Origin of the sequence: Streptomyces abikoensis, from assembly GCF_014648775.1 — a bacterium.
GTDB lineage: Bacteria > Actinomycetota > Actinomycetes > Streptomycetales > Streptomycetaceae > Streptomyces > Streptomyces abikoensis.
Genome location: NZ_BMRT01000007.1, coordinates 105,667 through 130,865, shown reverse-complemented (window position 1 = coordinate 130,865; position 25,199 = coordinate 105,667). Strand labels below are relative to the sequence as shown.

The 25,199-nt window shown below is 72.5% G+C and carries 20 protein-coding genes, 1 tRNA gene and 1 pseudogene; 10 read left to right on the top strand and 12 right to left on the bottom strand.

The window, feature by feature from the left end:
- Positions 1-15: 15 nt before the first annotated feature.
- The 4 genes from galT to IE096_RS22245 all read left to right on the top strand — a co-directional run bounded on the left by galT (position 16) and on the right by IE096_RS22245 (position 4,429).
- A complete protein-coding gene (gene galT / locus IE096_RS22260) occupies positions 16-1,062 on the top strand; it encodes a galactose-1-phosphate uridylyltransferase (RefSeq protein WP_189454467.1) in 1,047 nt (348 codons plus the stop codon).
- Positions 1,059-2,045, top strand: a complete 987-nt coding sequence (gene galE / locus IE096_RS22255) for a UDP-glucose 4-epimerase GalE (RefSeq protein WP_189454465.1) — start codon at positions 1,059-1,061, stop codon at positions 2,043-2,045. Before galT ends, galE begins: the two co-directional genes overlap by 4 nt.
- Complete coding sequence (gene galK, locus IE096_RS22250; protein ID WP_189454463.1) at positions 2,042-3,193, top strand: galactokinase; 1,152 nt, start codon at positions 2,042-2,044, stop codon at positions 3,191-3,193. The genes galE and galK overlap by 4 nt, the downstream gene beginning before the upstream one ends.
- Before the next feature lie 447 nt (positions 3,194-3,640).
- Complete coding sequence (locus IE096_RS22245) at positions 3,641-4,429, top strand: helix-turn-helix transcriptional regulator (RefSeq protein WP_229354716.1); 789 nt, start codon at positions 3,641-3,643, stop codon at positions 4,427-4,429.
- Here IE096_RS22245 and IE096_RS22240 read toward each other — a convergent pair.
- A complete protein-coding gene (locus IE096_RS22240; RefSeq protein WP_189454460.1) occupies positions 4,388-4,885 on the bottom strand; it encodes a MarR family winged helix-turn-helix transcriptional regulator in 498 nt (165 codons plus the stop codon). The genes IE096_RS22245 and IE096_RS22240 overlap by 42 nt on opposite strands.
- A gap of 56 nt (positions 4,886-4,941) precedes the next feature.
- Here IE096_RS22240 and IE096_RS22235 point away from each other — a divergent pair, with 56 nt between their 5' ends.
- The gene (locus tag IE096_RS22235) at positions 4,942-5,766 is read left to right on the top strand and encodes a trans-aconitate 2-methyltransferase (protein ID WP_189454458.1); all 825 of its coding nucleotides are present in this window, start codon (positions 4,942-4,944) and stop codon (positions 5,764-5,766) included.
- 184 nt (positions 5,767-5,950) lie between these two features.
- On the opposite strand, the gene IE096_RS22230 is transcribed toward IE096_RS22235, so the two are convergent.
- Both IE096_RS22230 and IE096_RS22225 read right to left on the bottom strand, forming a co-directional pair.
- Positions 5,951-6,646 carry a TetR/AcrR family transcriptional regulator gene (locus tag IE096_RS22230; RefSeq protein ID WP_189454456.1) on the bottom strand — a complete coding sequence of 232 codons (696 nt, stop codon included), beginning with the start codon at positions 6,644-6,646 and terminating at the stop codon, positions 5,951-5,953.
- Positions 6,643-7,644, bottom strand: a complete 1,002-nt coding sequence (locus IE096_RS22225; RefSeq protein ID WP_189454454.1) for an acyl-CoA desaturase — start codon at positions 7,642-7,644, stop codon at positions 6,643-6,645. Before IE096_RS22225 ends, IE096_RS22230 begins: the two co-directional genes overlap by 4 nt.
- Before the next feature lie 202 nt (positions 7,645-7,846).
- On the opposite strand from IE096_RS22225, the gene ppc reads away from it, so the two are divergent.
- Entirely contained in the window at positions 7,847-10,573 is a 2,727-nt protein-coding gene (gene ppc / locus IE096_RS22220) for a phosphoenolpyruvate carboxylase (protein WP_189454451.1), read from the top strand.
- Positions 10,574-10,636: 63 nt separating this feature from the next.
- Here ppc and pth read toward each other — a convergent pair whose 3' ends face one another.
- The 6 genes and pseudogenes from pth to IE096_RS22190 form a co-directional block, all read right to left on the bottom strand.
- Positions 10,637-11,227 (bottom strand): aminoacyl-tRNA hydrolase, encoded by a 591-nt coding sequence (gene pth / locus IE096_RS22215; RefSeq protein ID WP_189454450.1) that lies wholly within the window; start codon positions 11,225-11,227, stop codon positions 10,637-10,639.
- 107 nt (positions 11,228-11,334) lie between these two features.
- A pseudogene (locus IE096_RS22210) lies at positions 11,335-11,616 on the bottom strand (50S ribosomal protein L25); the annotation flags it as partial.
- A gap of 219 nt (positions 11,617-11,835) precedes the next feature.
- Positions 11,836-12,813 (bottom strand): ribose-phosphate diphosphokinase, encoded by a 978-nt coding sequence (locus tag IE096_RS22205; protein WP_099199608.1) that lies wholly within the window; start codon positions 12,811-12,813, stop codon positions 11,836-11,838.
- A gap of 73 nt (positions 12,814-12,886) precedes the next feature.
- Complete coding sequence (glmU, locus tag IE096_RS22200; RefSeq protein WP_189454449.1) at positions 12,887-14,344, bottom strand: bifunctional UDP-N-acetylglucosamine diphosphorylase/glucosamine-1-phosphate N-acetyltransferase GlmU; 1,458 nt, start codon at positions 14,342-14,344, stop codon at positions 12,887-12,889.
- Between the two features lie 110 nt (positions 14,345-14,454).
- Positions 14,455-14,525, bottom strand: a tRNA-Gln gene (locus tag IE096_RS22195).
- A gap of 11 nt (positions 14,526-14,536) precedes the next feature.
- On the bottom strand, positions 14,537-15,232 hold the full coding sequence (locus tag IE096_RS22190; protein WP_189454447.1) for a hypothetical protein: 696 nt from the start codon (positions 15,230-15,232) through the stop codon (positions 14,537-14,539).
- A gap of 167 nt (positions 15,233-15,399) precedes the next feature.
- Between IE096_RS22190 and IE096_RS22185 the strand changes: the two genes are divergently transcribed.
- On the top strand, positions 15,400-16,791 hold the full coding sequence (locus tag IE096_RS22185; protein ID WP_189454445.1) for a sensor histidine kinase: 1,392 nt from the start codon (positions 15,400-15,402) through the stop codon (positions 16,789-16,791).
- 58 nt (positions 16,792-16,849) lie between these two features.
- Here the strand turns inward: IE096_RS22185 and IE096_RS22180 are convergent, their stop codons facing one another.
- Together IE096_RS22180 and IE096_RS22175 are read right to left on the bottom strand one after the other, a co-directional pair.
- Complete coding sequence (locus tag IE096_RS22180) at positions 16,850-17,356, bottom strand: SUKH-3 domain-containing protein (RefSeq protein WP_189454443.1); 507 nt, start codon at positions 17,354-17,356, stop codon at positions 16,850-16,852.
- A 9-nt stretch (positions 17,357-17,365) separates the two neighbouring features.
- The gene (locus tag IE096_RS22175) at positions 17,366-17,896 is read right to left on the bottom strand and encodes a YwqJ-related putative deaminase (protein WP_189454440.1); all 531 of its coding nucleotides are present in this window, start codon (positions 17,894-17,896) and stop codon (positions 17,366-17,368) included.
- 332 nt (positions 17,897-18,228) lie between these two features.
- On the opposite strand from IE096_RS22175, the gene IE096_RS22170 reads away from it, so the two are divergent.
- The 3 genes from IE096_RS22170 (at position 18,229) to IE096_RS22160 (ending at position 22,956) form a co-directional block, all read left to right on the top strand.
- Complete coding sequence (locus IE096_RS22170) at positions 18,229-19,221, top strand: SMI1/KNR4 family protein (protein WP_189454437.1); 993 nt, start codon at positions 18,229-18,231, stop codon at positions 19,219-19,221.
- Positions 19,215-21,881 (top strand): SUKH-4 family immunity protein, encoded by a 2,667-nt coding sequence (locus IE096_RS22165; RefSeq protein WP_189454436.1) that lies wholly within the window; start codon positions 19,215-19,217, stop codon positions 21,879-21,881. Before IE096_RS22170 ends, IE096_RS22165 begins: the two co-directional genes overlap by 7 nt.
- Before the next feature lie 184 nt (positions 21,882-22,065).
- Positions 22,066-22,956, top strand: a complete 891-nt coding sequence (locus tag IE096_RS22160) for a coiled-coil domain-containing protein (protein WP_308430371.1) — start codon at positions 22,066-22,068, stop codon at positions 22,954-22,956.
- Between the two features lie 61 nt (positions 22,957-23,017).
- Here the strand turns inward: IE096_RS22160 and IE096_RS22155 are convergent, their stop codons facing one another.
- Entirely contained in the window at positions 23,018-24,832 is a 1,815-nt protein-coding gene (locus IE096_RS22155) for a lytic transglycosylase domain-containing protein (protein ID WP_229820504.1), read from the bottom strand.
- Positions 24,833-25,199 lie beyond the last annotated feature (367 nt).

The following is a 25,199-nucleotide window of genomic DNA, read 5'->3' as shown; positions in this document are numbered from 1 at the left end:
GTGAGGAGACGTCGGATGAAGAAAACGGCGACCCGGCTCGCCGACGGCCGCGAACTGCTCTACTTCGACTCCCGCGACGACGCCGTGCGCGACACCACCGACCGCCGCCCCCTCCAACCCCCGGACGCGGCAAGCGAGATCCGCCGCGACCCGCTCGTCGGCGACGGCGTCGCCATCGCCGCCCAGCGCCAGGACCGCCCCCTCCACCCCGCCGCCGACTCCTGCCCGCTGTGCCCCTCGCGCGACGGCCGCCCCACCGAAATCCCCGCCCCCGCCTACGAGGTGGCCGTCTTCGAGAACCGCTTCCCCGCCCTCTCCGGCGACAGCGGCCGCTGCGAGGTCGTCTGCTTCACCGACGACCACGACGCCTCCTTCGCCGCCCTCGACGAGGACCGCGCCGCGCTCGTCCTCGCCGCCTGGACCGACCGCACCGCCGAACTCGCCCTGCTCCCCGCCGTCGAACAGGTCTACTGCTTCGAGAACCGCGGCCACGAGATCGGCGTCACCCTCGGCCACCCCCACGGCCAGATCTACGGCTACCCCTTCGTCACCCCGCGCACCGGGCGGATGCTCGACTCCGCCGCCGCCCACCGCGAGCGCACGGGCGGCCGGAACCTCTTCGACGACGTCGTGGCCGACGAGCTCGCCGACGGCCGCCGGATCGTCCTCGACGGCGACCACTGGCTGGCCTTCGTGCCGTACGCCGCCCGCTGGCCGTACGAGATCCGGCTCCACCCCCGCCGCCGGGTGCCCGACCTGCCGTCCCTCGACGACGCGGCCCGCGCGGAGTTCCCCCGGGTCTACCTGGAGCTCCTGCGGCGCTTCGACCGGATCTTCGGCCCCGCGCAGCCGCCGACGCCCTATGTCTCCGGCTGGCACCAGGCGCCCTTCCGGCACCCCCACAGGAGTGAATTCGCGCTCCACCTCGAGCTCTTCACCAGCCGCCGGGCCCCCGGAAAGCTGAAGTTCGTCGCGGGTTCGGAGGCAGGCATGAACGTGTTCATCAACGACGTGCGGCCGGAGGCCGCGGCCGACCGACTACGCGAGGTGGCGAGCGCATGAGCCCCGAAGGCGATGGAACGTACCTGGTCACGGGCGGTGCCGGCTATGTCGGCAGCGTCGTGGCCGCGCATCTGCTGGCCGCCGGCCACCGGGTGACCGTCCTCGACGACCTCTCCACCGGTCACCGCGACGCCGTGCCCGAAGGGGCCCGCTTCATCGAGGGCCGGGTGCAGGAGACGGCCCCCGAGCTCGTCGCCGGCCATGACGCCGTCCTCCACTTCGCCGCGTTCTCACAGGTGGGGGAGTCGGTGACCCACCCCGACCGGTACTGGCGCAACAACGTCGGCGGCACGCTCGCACTGCTCACCGCCATGCGGGACGCGGACGTGCGCACCCTCGTCTTCTCCTCCACCGCCGCCACCTACGGCGAACCCGCCGCCGTCCCGGTCACCGAGGACGCCCCCACCGCCCCCACCAGCCCCTACGGCGCCACCAAACTCGCCGTCGACCACATGATCGCCGGCGAGTGCGCGGCCCACGGCCTGGCCGCCGTCTCCCTGCGCTACTTCAACGTGGCGGGCGCCTACGGGCGGCACGGCGAGCGGCACGCGCCCGAGTCCCACCTCATCCCGCTCGTCCTCCAGGTCGCCCTGGGGGAGCGCGAGGCGGTCTCCGTCCACGGCGAGGACTACCCGACCCCCGACGGCACGTGCGTCCGCGACTACATCCACGTCGCCGACCTCGCCGACGCCCACCTCCTGGCCCTCGGCGCCGCCCGCCCCGGCGAGCACCTGATCTGCAACCTCGGCAACGGGCGCGGCTTCTCCGTCCGCGAGGTCGTCGAGACCGTCCGCAAGGTCACCGGGCACCCCGTCCCGGAGACCGCCGGCCCCCGCCGGCCGGGCGACCCCGCGGTGCTCGTCGCCTCCGCCGAACGGGCGCACCGGCTGCTCGGCTGGCGGCCGCGCCGCCCCGACCTGGCCGCGATCGTCGAGGACGCCTGGGACTTCGCACGGCACGGCGCGGCCCGGAACCGCCCGTGACCGCCGCCGCTGCCGCCGCCTTCCGGGCCGTGTACGGCACCGGCTGCGAGGGCGTCTGGGCGGCGCCCGGCCGGGTGAACCTCATCGGCGAGTACACGGACGTCAACGACGGCTTCGTGATGCCGCTCGCCCTGCCCCTGCGCACCCGGGTGGCGGCCCGCGCCCGCGCCGACGGACGGCTGCGGCTGCACTCGGCGGACATGCCGGGCGGCGTCGTGACCGTGACACCGGACGAGCTGCGGCCGGGGACGGTGCGGGGCTGGGCCGCGTACCCGGCGGGCGTCCTGTGGGCGCTGCGCGAGGCGGGGCACGCGGTGGCGGGCGCGGACCTGCACGTGGAGAGCGAGGTGCCGGTGGGGGCGGGCCTCTCGTCCTCCGCCGCCCTGGAGATCGCCACCGCGCTCGCCCTCGACGGGCTGTACGGGCTCGGGCTCGCCCGCCCGGAGCTGGCCCGGCTGGCGCGCCGGGCCGAGAACGCCTTCGCCGGCGTCCCCTGCGGGATCATGGACCAGACCGCCTCGGCATGCTGCGAGGCCGGCCACGCGCTCCATCTGGACACCCGCGACCTCACCCACCGGCACCTCCCCTTCGACCTGGCGGCGCACGGCCTGCGCCTGTTGGTCGTCGACACGCGTGTCAAACACGACCTGGGGGAGGGCGAATACGCACGGCGGCGCGCGGGGTGCGAGGCGGCGGCGCGCGCACTGGGGGTGCGCGCCCTGCGTGACGTCCCGTACGGGGAACTCGACGCGGCGGTGCGGGAGGTGCGGGCCGTGCCCGGGGCGGGCGCGCTGGTGCGGCACGTCGTCTCCGAGAACGAGCGCGTACGGGCCGTGGCCGCGCTGCTCGACGCGGGCGACCCCCGCGCCGCAGGCCCCCTCCTGACGGCCGGGCACGCCTCCCTGCGGGACGACTTCGCCGTCTCCTGCCCCGAGTTGGACCTGGTGGTCGCCGCGGCGACCGGGGCGGGCGCGCTGGGCGCGCGGATGACGGGCGGCGGCTTCGGCGGCTCGGCCCTCGTCCTCACGGACGAGCCGGCGGCCGAAGCGGTCGAACGCGCCGTGACGACCGCCTTCGCGACCGCCGGGCACGCCGCGCCGCGCGTCTTCCCGACGACGGCGGACGAGGGCGCCCGTCGCGAGCTCTAGGTCCCGGGGGCGGGCGGGGGAAGCCCCGGTTGCGGGAAGGGGCGGGTCAGGGGAGAGGCAACCGCGAGCCCACGGGGACGTCGCGCTCGACGGATGTTCCCCGCAACGCCCGCATGACGGACGAACGTTCGGTATTGGTCGCGCGGAGTCGCGCGAGGACCACATCACGTCGTTCCGAGTCGTTCACCGCCTCAATACTGAACATAAAGCTCACGATAAACACCCGGGTCAAGCAGTTTTGCCAATCGGCTTCCGTCGCCCGACCCCGGCCGTACGCTGATGCACAGTGCCGGTGGGGGCCGGCGCTGATCAGGGGGCGAGACAGGCAGGTACGACGCCCGGGGCGGGGTGGTTGTCAGGGCACGGCGGCGGCCGTGCGCGCGTGGCGGCCCCGGGTTCGGGCGCCGTACCCGCACTGCCTCCGCCTACCGGGACATGGGGGTGGTTGTGGCACGTATTCGGGTATTGGTGGTCGACGACCACCGCATCTTCGCCGAGTCGCTCGCCGCCGCCCTCGCGGCGGAGCAGGACGTGGACGTCTCGGCGGCCGGCAGCGGGCCGGCGGCGCTGCGCGCGCTGGAGCGCGCGGCGGGCGAAGGGCGGCGGTTCGACGTGCTGCTGATCGATGCCGACCTCGGCACGGTGGGCCCGGACGTCGCGCACGTACCCGCGCAGTCGCGGGGCCCCGGCCAGGACGGCTCGGGGCCGGGCGAGGGCGCGGTGGACGGCATCTCGCTGGTGGCGAGGGTCCGCTCGGGCCATCCGGGGGTGCGGACGGTCGTCCTGGCCGAGCGCGACGACCCGCGGCGCGCGGCCGCGGCGCTCCAGGCGGGGGCCGGCGGCTGGGTGGCCAAGGACTGCTCGCTCTCACGCCTGCTGTCGGTGATACGAGGCGTGCTGCGGGACGAGACGCATCTGCCGCCCGCTCTGCTGACGGGCGTACTGCGCGAGCTGACGGCCGCGCGCAAGCACCGCACCGAGAGCGAGCGGCTGGTGGAGTCGCTGACCCCGCGCGAACGCGAGGTGCTGCGCTGCATGGTGGCCGGGCTGGGCCGCAAGGCCGTCGCCGAGCGGCTCTACCTCTCCCCGCACACCGTCCGCACCCATATGCAGAACGTGCTCGGCAAGCTCGGGGTGCACTCCACCCTGGCCGCCGTCGCGCTGGCCCGGCGGGCCGGGGTGGGCCCGGTGGACCTAGCCGGGGACGTTGTCGAACGGGGCGGTCAACTGGCGTAGCAGCCCCGCCAGTTCCGCGCGCTGAGCGGTGGACAGCTCGCCGAGGATCGCGCGCTCCTGGGCGAGCAGCCCGGCGAGCGCCTGATCCGCGCGGTCCCGCCCCTCGGCGGTGAGCCGGACGAGCACCCCGCGCCGGTCGTTGGGGTCCGGCTCCCGCTGGACCAGGCCCTTCTTCGCGAGCCGGTCGATGCGGTTGGTCATGGTGCCCGAGGTGACCAGGGTCTGGGTCAGCAGCTGCCCGGGGGAGAGCTGATACGGGTCCCCGGCGCGGCGCAGGGCGGTCAGGACGTCGAACTCCCAGGGCTCGAGCTCGTGCTCGGCGAAGGCGATCCTGCGCGCCCGGTCCAGGTGCCGGGCGAGTCTGGAGACGCGACTGAGCACTTCGAGTGGTTCCACGTCGAGATCGGGGCGCTCTCGACGCCACGCCGCGACCAGCCGATCGACCTCGTCCTCCATGGGATCATTGTAGTAGGTCTGTCGACATGAAGTCTCTTGATGTCAAGATAGGTCGCATGGTGCGCCACACCCCCGACTGGGACCCCGGCCAGTACCTCCGCCACGCCGGGCACCGGACCCGGCCCTTCCGCGAACTGCTCGCCCGAGTGCCCGACCCGCCGGGCCACCCCGCCCGCATCGCCGACCTCGGCTGCGGCGCCGGCAACGTCACGGCCCTGCTCGCCGACCGCTGGCCGGACGCGCACATCACCGGCTACGACAACTCCGCCCCCATGCTCGCCGAAGCCGCCGCCCACGCCGGCCCGACACCCGGCGGCGGCCGCCTCGACTTCGCCCCCGCCGACCTGACGGACTGGACGCCGCCGCACGGCCACTACGACCTGATCGTCTCCAACGCCGCGCTCCAGTGGGTGCCGGAACACGTACGGGCCTTCCCGGCCTGGCTGGCCGGCCTCGCACCCGGCGGCACGTTCGCCTTCCAGGTGCCGGGGAACAGCGACGCCCCCAGCCACGCGCTGCTGCGCGAGCTGTGCGCGTCCCCGCGCTGGCGCGACCGCCTGGGCGCGGCGGGCCGCCGCACCCTCGACGTACACCCGCCCGCCGCGTACCTGGAGGAGCTGACGGCGCTCGGCTGCGAGGTGGACGCGTGGGAGACGACGTACCTCCACGTCCTCCAGGGCGAGGACCCCGTCCTCGACTGGATCCGCGGCACGGGGCTTCGGCCGGTCCTGACCGGCCTCGCCGATGATCCGGCCGCGACGGAGGCGTTCCTCGCGGAGTACGGGGCGCTCCTGCGGGACGCCTACCCGGCGGGCCCGGCGGGAACAGTGTTCCCCTTCCGGCGGATCTTCGTGGTGGCGCGGCCGGGGGCGCAGGCCTGAGCCCCGGTCCCGCCCCCTTCCCGTTTCCTGGGGGCAAGCCCCCAGACCCCCACCCGGGGAACGGTGAAAGGGCGGGACAGGGGCACCCCACCCCGCCGCGACGGCGCGCAACCCCCACCGGGGAGCCCGGCGGTGCCGAACCACCCCCGCCGTCCCCCCCCGGGGGCCACCCGGCCCGGGCGGGTCAGGACTTGCGGTGGCCGACCAGGCGCGGCTTCGGCTCCAGCCCGTCCAACCCGTGCCAGGCCAGGTTCACGAGGTGCGCCGCCACCTCCGCCTTCCGCGGCTTGCGGACGTCCAGCCACCACTGGCCCGTGAGGGCCACCATGCCCACCAGCGCCTGCGCGTACAGCGGCGCCAGCTTCGGATCGAAGCCGCGCGCCTTGAACTCCAGGCCCAGGATGTCCTCGACCTGCGTGGCGATATCGCTGATCAGCGAGGCGAACGTACCCGTCGACTGCGCCACCGGCGAATCCCGCACCAGGATCCGGAAGCCGTCCGTGGACTTCTCGATGTAGTCCAGGAGGGCGAACGCCGCCTGCTCCAGCAGCTCCCTCGGATGGCCCGCCGTCAGCGCGCCCGTGACCATGTCGAGGAGCCGCCGCATCTCACGGTCCACGACCACCGCGTACAGCCCCTCCTTGCCGCCGAAGTGCTCGTAGACCACCGGCTTGGAGACCCCGGCCTTCGCCGCGATCTCCTCCACCGACGTCCCCTCGAAGCCCCGCTCGGCGAAGAGCGTGCGACCGATGTCCAGCAGCTGCTCACGGCGCTCCGCGCCGGTCATCCGCACACGGCGGGGCCGGCCGCGCCGGCTCCCGGAGGCAGCGGGCAGGTCCTTGTCACTGGTGTTGCTGTCGATCGCCACGCCGTCAATCATGCCGCGTGCGCGGCATCCTCCTTATCCCGTTTCTCCCCGCCCGCCCGCCGGGACTCGATCCGGGCGGCGTTCGGCCAGCGCACGTCGTACGCCCAGCCCGCCCGCTCGAACCAGCGGATGATACGGGCGCTGGAGTCCAGCTGCCCCCTCAGCACACCGTGCCGCGCCGACGTCGGATCGGCGTGGTGGAGGTTGTGCCAGGACTCACCGCACGACAGCACGGCCAGCCACCACACGTTCCCCGAACGGTCCCGCGACTTGAACGGACGCTTGCCGACCGCGTGGCAGATCGAATTGATCGACCACGTCACATGGTGCAGCAGCGCCACCCGCACCAGCGAACCCCAGAAGAACGCCGTCGCCGCGCCGGACCACGACCAGGTCACCAGCCCGCCCACCAGCGGGGGCACCAGCAGCGAGACCATCGTCCACAGCACGAACTGCCGCGAGACCGCACGAACGGCGGGGTCCTTGATCAGATCCGGCGCGTACTTCTGCTGCGGCGTCTGCTCCTGGTCGAACATCCAGCCCACATGCGCCCACCACAGCCCCTTCAGCAGGGCCGGGACGGACTCGCCGTAACGCCAGGGCGAATGCGGGTCACCCTCCGCGTCGGAGAACTTGTGGTGCTTGCGGTGGTCCGCGACCCAGCGGACCACCGGGCCCTCGACCGCCAGCGAGCCCATGACCGCCAGCGCGATCCGCAGCGGCCGCTTGGCCTTGAACGCACCATGGGTGAAGTACCGGTGGTAGCCGATCGTGATGCCGTGGCAGCCGATGTAGTACATGGCCACGAGCAGGCCCAGGTCCAGCCAGCTCACCCCCCAGCCCCAGGCCAGCGGGACGGCGGCGAGCAGGGCGACGAACGGAACGACGATGAACAGCAGCAGGGTGATCTGCTCGATCGACCGGCGTTGCTCCCCGCCCAGCGTGGCGGAGGGGAGCGGGGTCTCCTGGGCCTTCGGCGCGTCTTCGAGCACGTCGGGGCTTGCAGTCATGGGTTCCCTCATGGGGGTCGGATCTTGGTCACGGTTCCTACGGTTCCGTAACCTACGGCTTCGTAAGTATGGCAGGGCCGGGCGCGTGAGCAAGAGGGCCACGGGCGACCGCGCGTCGGGCGGCGACCTATGCTGTTGCCGTCGGACAGCGCGGTCCGCCACCCCTCCAGAAGTGCCGGAAACTCTGCAAGGAGCAGCACCTGTGAGCAGTGCCGACCAGACCAATGCCGCCCTGCGCGCCGACATCCGCCGTCTCGGTGATCTCCTCGGCGAGACCCTGGTCCGCCAGGAGGGTGAAGAGCTCCTCGACCTCGTCGAACGCGTCCGGGCACTGACCCGCACGGACGGCGAAGCCGCCGCCGCACTCCTGGCCCGCACCGACCCGGAGACCGCCGCCAAGCTCGTCCGCGCCTTCTCCACCTACTTCCACCTGGCCAACGTCACCGAGCAGGTCCACCGCGGCCGCGAACTGCGCGCCCGGCGCGACGCCGAGGGCTCGATCCTCGCCCGCACCGCCGACCAGCTCAAGGAAGCCGACCCCGAGCACCTCCGCCAGACCGTCGAGAACCTCGGCGTGCGCCCCGTCTTCACCGCCCACCCCACCGAAGCCGCCCGCCGCAGCGTCCTCAACAAGCTCCGCCGCATCGCCGAACTCCTCGACACCCCCGCCGCCACCGGCACCGGCGACAAGCGCCGCACCGACCTCCGCCTCGCCGAGAACATCGACCTGCTCTGGCAGACCGACGAACTGCGCGTCGCCCGCCCCGAGCCCACCGACGAGGCCCGCAACGCCATCTACTACCTCGACGAACTCCACGCCGACGCCGTCGGCGACGTCCTCGAGGACCTCGCCGCCGAACTCGACCGCGTCGGCGTCGGCCTCCCCGCCGGCACCCGCCCGCTGACCTTCGGCACCTGGATCGGCGGCGACCGCGACGGCAACCCCAACGTCACCCCCCAGGTCACCTGGGACGTGCTGATACTGCAGCACGAACACGGCATCACCGACGCCCTCGAACTCGTCGACGACCTCCGCGGCGCCCTCTCCAACTCCATCCGCAACAGCGGCGCCACCGAGGAACTCCTCACCTCCCTCCAGCGCGACCTCGAAGCACTCCCCGAGATCAGCCCCCGCTACAAGCGGCTGAACGCCGAGGAGCCCTACCGCCTCAAGGCCACCTGCGTCCGCCAGAAGCTCGTCAACACCCGAGAGCGCCTCGCCAAGGGCACCCCCCACCAGGAAGGCCGCGACTACCTCGGCGCCGCCGACCTCCTCACCGACCTCCAGCTCATCCAGGACTCCCTCCGCGTCCACCGCGGCGGCCTCATCGCCGACGGCCGCCTGGAACGAGCCATCCGCACCCTCGCGGCATTCGGCCTCCACCTCGCCACCATGGACGTCCGCGAACACGCCGACGCCCACCACCACGCCCTCGGCCAGCTCTTCGACCGCCTCGGCGAGGAATCCTGGCGCTACGCCGACATGCCCCGCGACTACCGCCGCAAGCTCCTCGCCAAGGAACTCCGCTCACGCCGCCCCCTGGCCCCCAGCCCGGCACCCCTGGACGCGGCGGGCGCCAAGACCCTCGGCGTCTTCGGCACCATCCGCGAAGCCCTGGAGAAGTTCGGCCCCGAGGTCGTCGAGTCCTACATCATCTCCATGTGCCAGGGCGCCGACGACGTCTTCGCCGCCGCCGTCCTCGCCCGCGAAGCCGGCCTCGTCGACCTCCACGCCGGCTGGGCGAAGATCGGCATCGTGCCGCTGCTGGAGACCACCGACGAGCTCAAGGAAGCCGACCGCCTCCTCGACGAAATGCTCGCCGACCCCTCCTACCGACGCCTGGTCTCGCTGCGCGGCGACGTCCAGGAAGTCATGCTCGGCTACTCCGACTCCTCCAAGTTCGGCGGCATCACCACCAGCCAGTGGGAGATCCACCGCGCCCAGCGCCGCCTGCGCGACGTCGCCCACCGCTACGGCGTCCGCCTCCGCCTCTTCCACGGCCGCGGCGGCACCGTCGGCCGCGGCGGCGGCCCCACCCACGACGCGATCCTCGCCCAGCCCTGGGGCACCCTCGAAGGCGAGATCAAGGTCACCGAACAGGGCGAGGTCATCTCCGACAAGTACCTGATCCCAGCACTCGCCCGCGAGAACCTGGAACTGACCGTCGCCGCCACCCTCCAGGCCTCCGCCCTCCACACCGCCCCCCGCCAGTCCGACGAAGCCCTCGCCCGCTGGGACGCGGCCATGGACACCGTCTCCGACGCCGCCCACGCCGCCTACCGGCGCCTGGTCGAGGACAAGGACCTGCCGGCGTACTTCTTCGCCTCCACGCCGGTGGACCAGCTCGCGGAGCTCCACCTCGGCTCACGGCCCTCCCGCCGCCCCGACTCCGGCGCCGGACTCGACGGCCTCCGCGCCATCCCCTGGGTCTTCGGCTGGACCCAGTCCCGCCAGATCGTCCCCGGCTGGTTCGGCGTCGGCTCCGGCCTCAAGGCCGCCCGCGAAGCCGGCCTGGACACCGTCCTGGACGAAATGCACACCCACTGGCACTTCTTCCAGAACTTCCTGTCCAACGTCGAGATGACCCTCGCCAAGACCGACCTGCGCATCGCCCAGCACTACGTCGACACCCTCGTCCCCGACGAGCTCAAGCACGTCTTCGACACCATCCGGGCGGAGCACGAGCTGACCGTGCGGGAAGTCCTGCGCATCACGGGCGAGGACGAGCTGCTGGCGGCGAGCCCGGTGCTGCGGCAGACCTTCCACATCCGCGACGCCTACCTCGACCCGATCTCCTACCTCCAGGTGACGCTGCTGGACCGCCAGCGACGCGCCGCCGAACAGGGCCAGGACGCGGACCCGCTCCTGGCACGAGCCCTGCTCCTGACCGTCAACGGCGTCGCCGCGGGCCTCCGCAACACCGGCTGACCCCCTACGGAAACGCCGGACGGGCCGGGATCGTCGCGATCCCGGCCCGTCCGGCGCACCCGGTCACGAGTTGTACGTGCTCTGCGCCCGCTCCAGACCGTCCACGATCAGCGTCTCCACCGCGTCCGCCGCACGGTCGACCTCGAAGGCCAGCTCCTTGCGCTCCGTGGACGAGAAGTCCTTCAGCACGAAATCCGCCACCTGCATCCGCCCCGGCGGCCGGCCGATCCCGAACCGCACCCGGCAGTAGTCCGGACCCATCGCCTTGGTGATGGACTTCAGACCGTTGTGGCCGTTGTCACCCCCACCGAGCTTCAGCCGCAGCTGCCCGAAATCGATGTCCAGCTCGTCATGCACCGCGACGATCCGCTCCACCGGCACCTTGTAGAAGTCGCGCAGCGCCGTCGTCGGACCACCCGACAGATTCATGAACGACATCGGCTTGGCGACCACCACCCGGCGGCTCCCCGGCCCCGGCGGACCGACCCGGCCCTCGACGACCTGCGCCCGCGCCTTGTGCGCCTTGAACTTGCCGCCCATCCGCTCCGCCAGCAGATCCGCGACCATGAACCCCACGTTGTGGCGGTTGCCCGCGTACTCCGGGCCGGGATTGCCGAGGCCCACGATCAGCCAGGGGCTGGAGTCGTCCGTCATGCGCATACCTCCTTCATACGCCAACCGCCGCCCAGCTCCGGCGAGGGAACGGGACGGCGGTCGGAAAGAAAACCCGCGAGGGGCGTGACTCAGGCCGGGATTCAGGCCTTGACGACCAGCAGGTCGACGTGCTCCAGGAAGCCCTTCAGCGGGTCGCGCTGAACCTGCTTGGGAACGACGACCTCGTTGCGGCCCTCGATGTCCAGGGAGAGGACGACGCCCGGGTTCTTCAGGGCCATCATCAGGTCGTGGCCCGGCAGGGACACGTGAACCGGCTCGGCACCGTGGCCGTAGACGACGGCGGGAACCTGGTCGGCGCGACGGATACGGCGGGCGGCGCCCTTGCCGAAGTCGGTGCGGACGGTGGCGGCGAGCTTGATCTCAGCCATGGTGCACTCCTCGAGTAACAGCTGTTGTGGACGGTCACCCGGCCCACGACAGGCCTGCTACGAAGAGCGCGTCGATAACGGACCGCCGCACACTGCGAACAGCAGTGCGGCCTCCCTCGCCGAGCAACTCCAGGAGTCTACCCGGCGGGGGAGGCCGCTCAGAAATCGATCACCGCGTCACCGACGCGACTGCATGATCGTTACAGCACTCGGCCCGACTCAGCCCAGCTCGTCGAAGAGGCTCGTCACCGAACCGTCCTCGAAGACCTCGCGCACGGCACGGGCGATCGTCGGCGCGATCGACAGCACCGTGATCTTGTCGAGCTCCAGCTCGTTCGGCGTGGGCAGCGTGTTCGTGAACACGAACTCGCTCACCTTCGAGTTCTTCAGACGATCCGCCGCCGGACCCGACAGCACACCGTGCGTCGCCGTCACGATCACATCCGCGGCACCGTGCGCGAACAGCGCGTCGGCGGCGGCGCAGATCGTGCCACCCGTGTCGATCATGTCGTCGACGAGCACACAGACACGGCCCTTGACGTCACCCACGACCTCGTGAACCGTCACCTGGTTCGCGACGTCCTTGTCACGACGCTTGTGGACGATCGCCAGCGGCGCGCCCAGACGGTCGCACCAGCGGTCGGCGACCCGCACGCGACCGGCGTCCGGGGAGACGACCGTCAGCTTGTCGCGGTCCACCTTGGCGCCCACGTAGTCCGCCAGGATCGGCAGCGCGAACAGGTGGTCCACCGGACCGTCGAAGAAGCCCTGGATCTGGTCGGTGTGGAGGTCCACCGTCAGCAGGCGGTCCGCACCGGCCGTCTTCATCAGGTCCGCGATCAGACGGGCCGAGATCGGCTCACGACCACGGTGCTTCTTGTCCTGACGGGCATAGCCGTAGAACGGCAGGATCACCGTGATGGAACGGGCCGACGCGCGCTTCAGCGCGTCGATCATGATCAGCTGCTCCATGACCCACTTGTTGATGGGAGCCGTGTGGCTCTGCATCAGGAAGCAGTCGGCGCCACGCGCCGACTCCTGGAAGCGGACATAGATCTCGCCATTGGCGAAGTCGAAGGCCTTGGTCGGGACCAGGCCGACGCCCAGCTGGTGCGCGACCTCCTCGGCAAGCTCGGGGTGGGCGCGGCCGGAGAAGAGCATCAGCTTCTTCTCGCCGGTCGTCTTGATCCCGGTCACAGCACAGTCTCCTTGGATGTCGCTTTGTGTGCGCTTATCACGGTACGCCCCGCGAGGCGTGCCGGTGTCACGGTCACTGCTCGTCGCCGGTGTCCGACAGGGCCACGGAAGCGGCCTGCGCGGCCGCGCTCCCGGGACGCTTGCGGGCCACCCAGCCCTCGATATTCCGCTGCTGGCCACGGGCGACGGCCAGCGAGCCCGGGGGCACATCCTTGGTGATGACCGAGCCGGCGGCGGTGTACGCGCCGTCCCCGATCGTGACCGGAGCCACAAACATGTTGTCCGATCCGGTACGGCAGTGCGAGCCGATCGTGGTGTGGTGCTTCGCCACGCCGTCGTAGTTCACAAAGACGCTCGCCGCGCCGATGTTGGTGTACTCGCCGATCGTCGCGTCGCCCACGTACGACAGGTGCGGGACCTTCGTCCCCTCGCCGATCTCGGCGTTCTTCATCTCGACGTAGGCGCCGGCCTTGGACTTCCGGCCCAGCTTCGTCCCCGGCCGCAGGTAGGCGTACGGGCCCACGAGCGCGCCCTCGCCGATGACGGCCGAGTCCGCCACGGTGTTGTCCACCCGGGCGCCCGCGCCCACCGTGGTGTCCGTCAGCCGCGTGTTCGGGCCGACCTCGGCACCGGAGGCCACATGCGTGGCACCCAGCAGCTGGGTGCCCGGCTGCACCAGCGAGTCCGGCTCGAACGTCACCGTCACGTCGACCCAGGTCGTCGCCGGGTCCACGACCGTCACACCGCTCATCATCGCGTCGTGCAGCAGCCGCTCGTTGAGCAGCTTGCGGGCCTCCGCGAGCTGGACGCGGTTGTTGATGCCCAGGATCTCCCGGTGATCACCCGCGACGGCGGCACCGACCCGGTGCCCGGCCTCGCGCAGGATCCCCAGGACGTCGGTCAGGTACTCCTCGCCCTGGCTGTTGTCCGTCCGCACCTTGCCGAGCGCGTCCGTCAGCAGCTGGGCGTCGAACGCGAACACCCCGGAGTTGATCTCACGGATGGCGCGCTGCGCGTCGGTGGCGTCCTTGTGCTCGACGATCGCGGTCACGGCGCCGGTCGCCTCGTCCCGCACGATGCGGCCGTAGCCGGTCGAGTCCGGCACCTCGGCGCTGAGCACGGTCACGGCGTTGCCGTCGGCGGCGTGGGTGTCCGCCAGGCGCTTCAGGGTCTCGCCGGTCAGCAGCGGGGTGTCGCCGCAGACGACGACCACGGTGCCGTCGAGGGCGATACCGCTGTTCGACAGCTCCTCCAGGCCCATGCGCACGGCGTGGCCGGTGCCGTTCTGCTCGTGCTGGACGGCGGTACGGACCTCGGGGTCGATCTCGGCCAGGTGCGCGGAGACCTGCTCACGGGCGTGGCCGACGATGACGACGAGGTGCTCGGGGTCGAGCTCACGGGAGGCGGCGACGACGTGCCCGACGAGGGAGCGGCCGCAGATCGCGTGGAGGACCTTGGGGGTCGCGGACTTCATGCGGGTGCCCTCACCCGCTGCGAGGACGACGACGGCTGCCGGGCGGTTGGCGCTCACGGGTGTGCCCTTCGGCTTCGAGGGGGGTGGACATCCGCAGGATACCGGGGCGTATGAAGGTCGAAACGCGCGCGGGTCCTGACCTGGGAGGTCAGGACCCGAACTTAGGGCTCCCGGGGAAGGAATCGAACCCTCATTCAACGGACCAAAACCGTTTGTCCTGCCTTTAGACGACCCGGGATGGTTCGCGCGTTATGTCCGATTCACTTGATCGGCCGCGTGCGCAGAGAACACTATGCCGTACCACCAGCCTTCGATGCGACGGTACAAGTCGGCACTTCCGGTCACGCGGACGACCAGGCAGCCCCGGTAGCCCTCGCCGACGTTCTTGCGGATGGTTTTCGGGTTGTGCTTCTTCAGCGTCGTTTTGCCGAAGATTCCGACGCCGATACCCACGACGTCTTCCCAGAACGCTTCCGCCCCTGTGACGTCAGCGGATTCGTGGATCATCACGTGGAACCGCAGTCGGTCCTGTTCGACTCCCAGTAGCCGTAGCCATGCCAGGTAGAGCCTGATCATCTCTGGGTCGCTGTTGATGAATGCGACGCGTTCACTCAGTCGATGGGGCTTGCTCTTGGCGCCCTCGGACCAGTAGAGCCCGACTCCGACCAGGAAGAGCTCGCGGTCCGTCATCCGGCCGATCTCGTGCGCAGCCTCCAGCTTCGTCTCGATCCGCTTGATCGCCTGAGCTCGTCTGTGCGGGGCCCAGCGGGCCTCCTGCATCTCGTGCATCTGCTTCGCCGTCTTCTGCGGCTTGGGAAGATCCCGCACCCACAGCGACACCGAGCTCTTAGCCACACCCAGCTCGGCGACGATCTCGTCGTACGTCTTCCCGGCCAGCCGTAGCTCGCGGGCGCGGGCCTGCATGTCCGTCTTCGGTGGAACCATGACGCCAGCCTCCGCGCCCGGCCCCACCGGAAGCATCGAATCCGCGATCGATTCAACAGTTCGGGCGAAACGTGCAGCTTTCGCCCCCGTTCGGATCCGCTCCGTGCACCCACGTCGCTCCCGCACGCACGGGAAAACCGATGGCGCCCGCCCGTAGTCTGGGTGGTATGACCGCAACGGGGGCAATCGTGGAAGAGGGCGCGCGGGGCGCGCCCTCCGGGCCGTGGTGGTGGGCTCGGCGGCGGAGCATGGTGCTCGATGTGGCGCTGGCTCTGGTGTCGGCTCTGGAGTGTCTGCTGGAGGGCGTCTCCTTCGCGCACGAGGTGGGGATGCCCGCCGTGCTCGGGGGGCTCATAGGCGTGCCCGTGGGGGCCGCTCTGGTGGTGCGGCGGCGCTGGCCGGTCGCCGTGGTGCTGCTCTCCATAGCGACGACTCCGGCGGAGCTGGGTTTCCTGCTCGGCATCGTCGGTCTGTACTCGCTGGCGGCCTCCGAGGTGCCGCGGCGGATCATCGTGGTGCTGTCGGCGGCGTCGTTGCTGGGGACGCTGGTCGTGGCGGTGGCCCGGTTCCATCAGGACATGGCTCAGGACGGTTACCACCCCGGCTGGTGGTCGATGCTCGCGATCTCCGTGCTGCTGGCGCTGGGGCTGACCGCGCCTCCGGTGCTGCTGGGGTTGTACGTGGGGGCGAGACGCCGGCTGGTGGAGAGTCTGCGGGAGCGGGCGGACGGTCTGGAGCGGGAGCTGTCGCTGCTGGCCGAGCGGGCGGAGGAGCGGGCCGTGTGGGCCCGTAACGAGGAGCGGACGCGGATCGCCCGGGAGATGCACGACGTGGTGGCGCACCGGGTCTCGTTGATGGTGGTGCACGCTGCCGCGTTGCAGGCCGTGGCCCTGAAGGATCCGGAGAAGGCCTCGCGGAACGCGGGGCTGGTGGGTGACATGGGGCGGCAGGCGCTGACGGAGCTGCGGGAGATGCTGGGCGTGCTGCGGACGTCGCAGGACGGTGCGCCGGCTGCCGAGCGGCCGGGGGCGGCGGAGTCGCAGCGGCTGGCGGAGGTGGCGGTGGCCGCGTCGGCGCGGGTGCGGGCGGCGTCGGGTGCGGCGGCGTCGTCGGGCGGCCCGGGTGGCCCGGGCGCCCCCGCAGTGGCCGTGGTGGACGGTGGGCCGACGCTGGAGGGGCTGGAGGACCTGGTGGGTCAGTCCCGGGAGGCGGGGATGGCCGTGGAGCTGTCGGTGGTGGGCGCGGAGCGTTCGTACGCGCCCGGTGTGGAGCGGACCGCTTACCGGGTGGTGCAGGAGGCGCTGACGAACGTCCACAAGCACGCTCCGGGTGCGAAGGCGGTCGTGCGGCTGGCGCACCGGGACGCGGAGGTGGCGCTGCAGGTGGAGAACGGGCCGTCGGACGGTGCGGGTACGGACGCGGGGCTGCCGAGTGGTGGCAATGGCCTGGTGGGCATGCGGGAGCGGGTGACGGCGCTGGGCGGGGTGTTCGTGTCGGGGCCGACGGACGCGGGGGGATTCCGGGTGTCGGCGGTCATTCCGGACACGGCGGCGGCGTAGGGGGTTCCGGGGGGGCGGGGGCTTGCCCCGCCCGGGCCGGTGGGTCCCGTTACAGCGGTTACAGCGGTCCGGCCGCCGACAGTCGTGAGGGTCTGACGCCCGTCACGAGTGTTCCGATCGCGTGGTCGATGTCGGAACCGAGGTACCAGTCCCCGGTGTGGTCGAGGCTGTAGACGCGGCCGTGGGCGTCGATGGCGAGGAGGGCCTGGCCGTCGAGTTCCTGGCCGAGGGGGCAGACCTCGGTGCCGAGTGCGCGGCCGAGGTCGGCGACGGTGCGGGCGAGGTGGAGGCCGTGGAGGGGGTCGATGTGGAAGGGGGTGGGGGCGATGTGGCGGCCCGGTCCGGAGCCGGTGATGTGCAGTCCGCCGAATTCCGCCCAGGCCTCGACGGCGGCGGGGAAGACGGTGTGCCGGTGTCCGGCGGGGGAGACGTGGGCGCGCAGTGCGTCGGCCCAGTTCTCGGCGGCCTTGATGTCCCAGCGGCCCGGTTGCCAGCCCGATTCGCGGAGGGCGGCGTCGACGGCGACGGGGAAGCGGTCGGTGGCGGTGCGGTCGAATGCGCGCATGGCGGGGGGTCAGCTCCTGCCGTTGGTGGGGGCGGCGGGGTCGACGGCCCGTACGCCGAAGTGGGCCAGGAGTTCGGTGCAGGAGCGGCAGGGCGGGGCGTAGCAGCCGTGGCGGGGGTCGCCGTCCTCGCGGATGTGGCGGGCGGTCACCTTGGCCTGTTTGAGGGCGCGGCGTGCTTCGCCGTGGGTGAGGGGTTTGCGGGCGGCGCGTTTGCTGCGGCCGGCTTCGTGGGCGGTGAGGTAGCGGGTGAGGAGGACGGCTTCGGGGCAGCGGCCGGTGAAGCGTTCGCGGCGTTCGTGGGTGAGGGTGTCGAGGAAGTCCTGGACGAGGGGGTGGAGTCTGGGCGGTTGGTCGGATTTGGCCGCGGTGCAGGTGAGTGTTTCGCCGCGGACGGACAGGGCGGCGGCCACGGCGGGCAGGAAGCCGTCGCGGCGGTGGAGCAGGGCGGGCGGGCGCTCTGCGTCCTCGGTGGAGCTCCAGGTGAGCCGGGGGTCGCCCGGGGCGCTCGCGTCGGTGTGCCGTTCCTGAGTCGTGTGCATGGCGGTTCTTCCCTCCCGTGCAATCCCCCTGTTGCGGGGATCAGCCTGCCAAACGGGGCGGCGGGTGTGGAAGGCAGGTCGGGGTTGTACGGGTCTGGTGTGTCGAATGGTCACCGTGAGGTCACGAGTCGTCGCGTCCCGGTCGTCGGTGCGCGGGGTTCGTACGCATTCGCATACGGGTGCGGATCGGCGGGCGGGGTGGTTCTTGCGGCAGCGCATAGGCTGTCGGGCACGAGTGTTCCCGGCGTTCGCCGCATGGCCGGGGTGTTCAGCAGTCCCGCGGGGCTCTTCGGGGTCCGGTGGGGGAGACAGTTCAGCAGGGGGCTTCCGCCATGACGACAGGTCGGCTCGGGCAGCAGGCCGCGCCACCGAACGCGGCCTATGCCGGGCAGGTCGTGCACTTCCCGGATCCGGTGCGTCGCAGCCGTCACCCCAAGGGGGTGCGCGTCGACGACGACGGTTTCCCGGACTTCTCGCCGTACGCGCGGGCGGCCGCGGAGATCGCCGAGCCGCCGGAGGGTTTCGGCGTCGACGAGCTGCGGCTGACCGACTATGTGTCGGCCAACGCCGCGCAGCACGCCGAGGGCCATGAGCTGTGGGCGAGTCTGTCGCCGGTGGTGACGCCGCACGGCTGGACGTGGCACCACGTCGCGGGGACGCGCCGGCTGGAGCTGGTTCCCGTGGAGGTCAAGGCGTTGCTGCGGCACCACGGTGGGCTGGCGACGGCCGCCGTCGACCAGGAGAAGCGGGGGACGCGTCCGCTGCAGGAGACGCGTCCGGTGCATTTCGCGCTGCCGCAGCGGGATCTGGCGGTGACGGAGGAGCAGGTCCAGGGTGTCGAGGAGGATCTCGGCTACCGGCTGCCCGGTGCGTACCGTGCGTTCCTGAAGGCGGCGGGTGGCTGCGCGCCGGTGGGCGCGGCGCTCGACGCGGAGCTGGGGCTGTTGCTGGACCAGCCGTTCTTCACGGTTCGTGACGAGGCGGCGGTCAACGACCTCGTGTACGTCAACAAGTGTCTGCGCGACCACTTCACCAAGGACTATCTGGGCGTCGCCTTCGTGCAGGGCGGTGTGCTGGCGGTGAAGGTCCGGGGCGAGGCGACCGGTTCGGTGTGGTTCTGCCCGTACGACGACGCGCGCGACCGTGACGGCTGGACGGTGCGGGACAGGGTGGAGCGGTTGCTGCTGCCCTGTGGTGAGGACTTCGACGTGTTCCTGTCGCGGCTGGCGGGTGGTCCGCCGGAGCTGGAGACGGTGGCGAACCTGATGGTGGACGGTGGCTTCGCGCACGCCGTCCCGGTGGAGGGACGATCGGCGCAATGGTGACGTTCGCGCAGGCGCAGGAGCGCGCGGAGCGCTGGGTCAACGGTGATGTGCCGGCTTATCTCCAGCGGGAGGTGCAGGTCCGGGAGTTCGATCTGGGCTTCGTCTGCTGGGCCGAGGACCGTGAGGACGGTCCTCGGGGCGACGGCGGCCGGGTGCGGCTGGTCATCGCGCGGGACAGCGGTGAGACGACGTTGTGGCCCGCGCTGCCGGTGGGCGAGGTGATCCGGCGGTACGAGGAGGAGTACGGGACGGTGGAGGAGCCGCCCGCGGCGGGGCCGGGTGACGCCGCGCCGCGGCGGCTCGACCTGGAGGCGACGTCGTTCCTGCTGAGTCCGCCGCAGTGGCTTCAGGACGCGGCGGACGCGATGGGGATTCCGGACCGGAGGTCGGGGTCGGGGTCAGGGTCGGAGTCGGGATCGTCGTCGCAGGTGTCGGCGCCGGTGCCGGTGCCGGCGCCTTCGCGGGCGGAGGCCGAGCCGGAGCGCGAGCCGGAGCCGGAGTCTGTGCCTGAGCCTGAGCCCGCGCCTGAACCTGTGTCCGCGCCTGCGCCCGCGCCCGGGGCCGGGCTGGTCAAGGCGCCGGCTTCGGCGGAGGCCGAGCCGTGGGCGGGGGCGGACGTCCGTCCGGACGACGATGACGACGACCTGTCCGTCGGCCTGCCCGCGACGGTGCTGGCTCCGGCCCTCTCGGGCTCGGACCTCGACGACGCCCCGCCGCCGAGCACGCGCCCGGAGGCCAAGACCGAGCTCCTGCCGCAGGGCAGCGCCCTGCCGCGCACGGCGATCGCCCCGGCGATCGACGGCCTGGACGCGCCGGGTGCGCCGGGTCAGCCCGGCGTGCCGCCGGTTCCGGGCGCGCAGGCACCTGGTGTTCCGGGTGCGCCCGCCGTGCCGGGTGTCCCGCCCGTCCCGGCGCCGGGTGCGCCGGGTCAGGCCCCGGGCGCGCAGGCGTCCGGCGCCCCCGGTCAGCCCGGCGTGCCGCCGGTTCCGGGCATGCCCGGTCAGCCTGCCGTGCCGCCGGTTCCGGGTGCCCCGGCTCAGCCGGGGATGCCGTTGGCTTCCGCTGCCGGTCAGTCCGGTGCCCCGCAGGCCCCGGGTCTTCCGGGCCAGCCTGGCCAGCAGGGTGTCCCGCCCGTCCCCGCGCCGGGTGCCCCGGGTGCGCCGGTTCCGGGCGTCCCGGGGCAGCCCGGTGTGCCGCCGGTCCCTGGCGCTCCGGCGGCTGCTCCCGCCGCTGCTCCCCAGGCCCCCGGCACGCCGGCCCCTGCCGCCCCCGCCTCCGGTCCCGCCGGTGCCCCGCAGGGCCCCGGCGCGCCTGGCGCGCCCCCGGCCCCCGGCCGGGACGCCCACGCCGCCGCCACGATGCTGGCGAGCCCCGGCGGGCCCGTGCCCCCCGCGCCGCCCGGCGCTCCCGCGCCGCCCGGGGCCCCGCAGGGTCCCGGTGGGGTCGCCCACGCGGCGACGATGCTGGCGAGCCCGGGCACGCCCGGGATGCCGGGTGCCCTCGGCGCCCCTGTCGCGCCGCCGCAGCCGCCCGGTGGCGGTGTGCACGCGGCGGCGACGATGCTCGCCGGCCCCGGCACCCCCGGCCTCCCCGGCACGCCGCCCCAGGCGCCCGGCGCGCCCCAGGCGCCCGCCCCCGCCTACGGCTACCCGCAGGCCGCCGCCCCCACCGGGCTGCCCACGGTCGGGCCCGGCTACATGGCCGTGCTCCGCTACCGTGCGCAGGACGGGTCCGAGCAGCAGATCATCCGGCGCAGCGCGCCGGGCACGCCGCACCCGGAGTGGCAGATCCTGCACGAGCTGCGGGCGATGAACGTGCCCCCGCAGCAGGTGCTGGAGCTGCACACGGAGCTGGAGTCCTGTGATCTGCCGGGCGGGTACTGCGCGCGGATGGTCCGGGAGACGTGGCCGCAGGTGCGGATCAGTCACACCGCGCCGTACGGGCGTGACCACGCCACTCGTCAGCAGGGCATGCGTCATCTGGTGGCGCACCAGGGTGAGCTGCACCAGGTGGCGGACGGTCCGGCGCGGCCCGCGCCGAATCCGGTGCCGGCGCCGCATCCGGGCCGGGTCCAGCCGGCGCCGCCGGTGGGGCCGGACGTGATCGGGCGGGAGCTGGCGGAGGCGTTCGGTCCGCAGGGTGTGTTCCGGTTCGACCAGCGGGCCGTGTCGCGGCAGGGCGTGCCGGAGGTCGTGGCGCAGACGCTGGTCTGGGCGGGGCTGCCGGTGGACTTCGGGCCGTTCTTCTGGGCGCAGGCGCAGCCGGGCCGGCCCGTGCCGACGCTGGCGGAGCTCGCCGCCGAGCGCGGGGTGCGGGCGGCGGCGGACGCGGGTTCGTACCTGGTGATGGGCGGGGACTACGGCCGTCAGCTGTGTGTGCAGTACGGTACGGCGCACATCGTGGCGGTGCCCCTTGAGGCGGGGCCGGACGGGCAGCCCGCACTGCCGCAGTTCGTCAACACGAGCCTTCCCCAGTTCGTTCGCTCTTTGGCGCTGCTCGGGAAGATGTGGCGGTGGCGTTACGGGTTGACGCCGGAGCAGGCCGGGCGCTGGACCGTGGACTTTCAGGAGCAGCTGGCCGTGTTGGACCCGGCCGCTCTTGCCACGCCGGAGAACTGGTGGGCCGTGCTGCTGGAGCAGATGTGGGACGGTCTCTTCTAGCGGCCGGTCCAGCGGTCGGTGAGGCGTGCCCGGACGGCGTGGTGCGCCCGGCCCGGTTCGGGGCCGGGCGCCGGGCGTCGCGGAGTGTCGCGTGATGGGCGCTCCGGTTGTCCGGGAATGATGGACGCCGACCTGTCGCATACCGGATTTCCGGATATAAGGGGCTACAAGGATGAGTTCACCGGTGTCTCCTGACGGTTTCGCTGTCGTACGAGGCCGTGGTTACCGGCCCGAGCAGGTCGACCGCGCGGTGGCGGAGTGCGCTCGCCAGCGGGATTCCGCCTGGGAGCGGGCGGCTCGGCTGACGGTCCTGGCGCGGGAGATGGAGGACGAGGTGCGGCGCCTCGCCCAGGTCGTCGCGAAGCTTCCGCCGCAGACGTACGAGACGCTCGGTCCGCGTGCGCAGGGTCTGGTGACGACGGCCGAGCTGGAGGCGGCGGGGCTGCGGGAGCGTTCCGAGGCGGAGGCGCTGGGTCTGCAGGAGGCGGCGGAGTCCCACGCGCGTTCGGTGCGGGATTCGGCGCACGAGTACGCGGTGGCGGTGCGCGCGGAGGCGGAGGAGTGGGCGCGGCAGGCGCAGCTCGCCGCGCAGACGGTGGCGGACGATCTGCGGTCCACGGTGCGTCAGGAGACGACGCAGCGGCGTGAGGAGTCGCTGGCGGCGCTGAAGGAGATGCGGCAGCGCTGCGCTCACATCCTGGCGGAGCAGGAGAAGGAGCACGCCGAGCGGTGGGACGCGGCGGGGCGGGAGATCGCCGAGCGGGAGGCGGCGATGGACGCCCGGGTGGCGGCGCTGGAGGAGTACGCGCGGACGGCGCTGGGTGACGCGCGGCGCCGGTACGCGGACACGGAGGAGGCCGCGCGGCACGGCCAGGAGGACGCGGAGGCGCAGGCGGCGGCGGTGATCGCGCAGGCGCGGGTGCGTGAGGAGCGCATCGCGCGGGACACCGAGCGGGTGCTGCGGGAGCACGAGGAGCGGCGTGAGGAGCTCAAGTCGCACATGGCGCACGTCCGGCACAGTCTGGCGGCCCTGACGGGCAAGCCGGTGGCCGAGGACGTGGGGGCGAACGAGTAGCGAACGGCGAACGGCCCCGCCTCCCGTTGACCGGGGGGCGGGGCCGTCGTGTGTGTTCGCGCTACGGCTTCTTGGCGGGGGTCGCCGAGGGCGTGGCCGGGGCCGGCGTCTGTGTCGCGGTCGCGGGGGCCGTGACGGTCAGTTCCAGGTCGAGGATGGCGCCGTCGGTCGTGGTCAGGTGCAGGACGTACGTTCCGGCGTGTTCGTCCGTGAACAGCTTCGGCAGGGTGACGTAGCCGTTCTCGTCCGTCTTGACGAGGGTGACCCGGCGCTGCGGTGTGTCGCCGCCGTCCAGGAAGTACGGGCCGGTGGTGGCGGGGGTCTTCTTGTCGCTCTGCAGGATGGTGGCGGTGACCATCGCGCCGGCGGCGGCCTTGCCCTTGTCCTTGTCGACGGCCTTGAGCGTCACCTGCTCCTTGAAGGAGCTCTTCGGAGCGGCCGTCAGGTCGTCCTTGCCGTCGCGCTCCAGGGAGGTGGCGCGCGGGGCGGGTGCGGCCTTGACGGTGCCGGCGAAGTCGGTGGTGATCTTCGCGCCGCCCTTGCCGTCGACGGTGGCGCGCACGGTGAAGTCGCCGGCGATCCTGCCCGCGGTGAGCTTCGGGGCGATGGCCTTGCCGTCCTTGTCGACGGTGACGGTGGCGGTGCGGCTCTTGTCCTCGAAGCGGGCTTCGGTCCTCAGTCCGACGATCTCGAACGTGACGCGGGTGCCCGCCGGGGCGGCCTTTCCGTCGGCGGTCAGGGCGCGGACGGTGGGCTGGTCGGTGAAGGTCTCGCCCGCGGTGGCGGTCAGCTGCTCGTCGCCGACGCGGTCGAGGCGGGAGACGGCGGGCGGCTTGGGCGGGGTGGGCTTGTCGCCGCCGCCATTGGGCTTGTCCGGGTTGTCGGGCTTGCTCGGGGTGTCGGGCTTGGGCTTGGGCTTGTCCGGGGTCGAGGGCGTCGACGGCGTGCCGGGCCGGCTGGGCTTGGTGCCGTTCGTGCCGCCGTTGCCGCCACTGCCGCCGTTGTTGCCGGTCGAGGGCAGCGGTGTGGGCTTCGGGCCGCTCCACGGCGGGGTCGGCCTGGGGGACGTCCCGGTGCCGGTGCCGGTGTCGGGCGTGGTGCCGACCTGGCCGCTCTGGTACGTCCGCATCCAGGCGAGCACGGCGTTCACGTACTCGCGGGAGTTGTTGTAGCTGAGGATGGCCCGGTCGAGGTCGGCGGGGTCGCGCAGGTCCTTGTTCCCGGCGCAGAGGTAGCGGGCGGTGCCCGCGGCCGCGTCGAAGATGTTGTTGGGGTCGGCCTTGCCGTCGCCGTTGCCGTCGACGCCGTAGCTCTCCCAGGTGGAGGGGATGAACTGGGTCGGCCCCACGGCGCGGTCGTACTGGGCGTCGCCGTCCCAGCGGCCGCCGTCGGTGTCCTTGATCTCCGCGAACTGGCCGCCCATCAGCCGGGGCCCCAGGATCTGGTTGTCCGTCGTGCCGTCCGAGCGCAGCCCGTAGGTGGCGGCGTGCTCGGACTCCACCTTTCCGATGCCGGCGACGAGCTGCCAGGGGATGTGGCAGCTCGGGTAGCGCTCGGCGGCGAGCTTCTCGGCGTTCTTGTAGGCGGCGAGGGCGGTCACGGGGATGCCCGTGCTGCCGTCGGGGGTGTCGCCGCGGCCGGCGGGGGAGCCGGGCTTGCCGGAGGCGCCGGGGCGCGGGACGAGGTCGGGGAGGGTGAGGTTGGGGACGCCGTGCGGCTTCCGCTGCGGATTGTCGGGCCCGGGGGACGGGTCGCCGCCGAACGCGCCGCTGGCGGGGCTGGCGCCCACCGCGGCGGTCGTGAGGCTGGCGACGAGCAGAGCAGTGCACAGTCCCTGGCGGGAGACGCTCGCAGCGCGGGTACGAAGTATCTTCACGGAGGCTGCTTCCTCGGGAGACCGGCGGCCGTGTGAAGGGGGTCGCCCGTCTCCCCCCTCGGCCATAGACCCGAACACTAATTCCCAGTGGCCGCAGTTGTCTTGTCCGGGGACTGGCTTCACAGATTCTTCGCCCGCCCTTCCTCCGCAAGTGACCTTCCGGAGTGGACAGTTCCGCCTCGGAACGTAGCGGATCTCCGGCTTCCGTCAGGGTCGGCCCCGCCAACCCCTAGGGGGTCCGCCGTACGTTCTCCTCCCTCCGGTTCGTACCGCAGGAGGAGGAGCGGGGCCCGGCCAGTGCCTAGATTTCTAGGGGCGGCCACAGTGCCGGGGTGGGGTTGTCCCCACCACCGAGAGACGGATTGGC

Coding starts and splice junctions, on each gene's coding strand:
- galT (WP_189454467.1), top strand. CDS start 16: ATGAAGAAAACGGCGACCCGGCTCGCCGACGGCCGCGAACTGCTCTAC.
- galE (WP_189454465.1), top strand. CDS start 1,059: ATGAGCCCCGAAGGCGATGGAACGTACCTGGTCACGGGCGGTGCCGGC.
- IE096_RS22240 (WP_189454460.1), bottom strand. CDS start 4,885: ATGGAGGACGAGGTCGATCGGCTGGTCGCGGCGTGGCGTCGAGAGCGC.
- IE096_RS22235 (WP_189454458.1), top strand. CDS start 4,942: ATGGTGCGCCACACCCCCGACTGGGACCCCGGCCAGTACCTCCGCCAC.
- IE096_RS22230 (WP_189454456.1), bottom strand. CDS start 6,646: ATGATTGACGGCGTGGCGATCGACAGCAACACCAGTGACAAGGACCTG.
- IE096_RS22225 (WP_189454454.1), bottom strand. CDS start 7,644: ATGACTGCAAGCCCCGACGTGCTCGAAGACGCGCCGAAGGCCCAGGAG.
- pth (WP_189454450.1), bottom strand. CDS start 11,227: ATGACGGACGACTCCAGCCCCTGGCTGATCGTGGGCCTCGGCAATCCC.
- IE096_RS22190 (WP_189454447.1), bottom strand. CDS start 15,232: ATGGTTCCACCGAAGACGGACATGCAGGCCCGCGCCCGCGAGCTACGG.
- IE096_RS22185 (WP_189454445.1), top strand. CDS start 15,400: ATGACCGCAACGGGGGCAATCGTGGAAGAGGGCGCGCGGGGCGCGCCC.
- IE096_RS22180 (WP_189454443.1), bottom strand. CDS start 17,356: ATGCGCGCATTCGACCGCACCGCCACCGACCGCTTCCCCGTCGCCGTC.
- IE096_RS22175 (WP_189454440.1), bottom strand. CDS start 17,896: ATGCACACGACTCAGGAACGGCACACCGACGCGAGCGCCCCGGGCGAC.
- IE096_RS22170 (WP_189454437.1), top strand. CDS start 18,229: ATGACGACAGGTCGGCTCGGGCAGCAGGCCGCGCCACCGAACGCGGCC.
- IE096_RS22165 (WP_189454436.1), top strand. CDS start 19,215: ATGGTGACGTTCGCGCAGGCGCAGGAGCGCGCGGAGCGCTGGGTCAAC.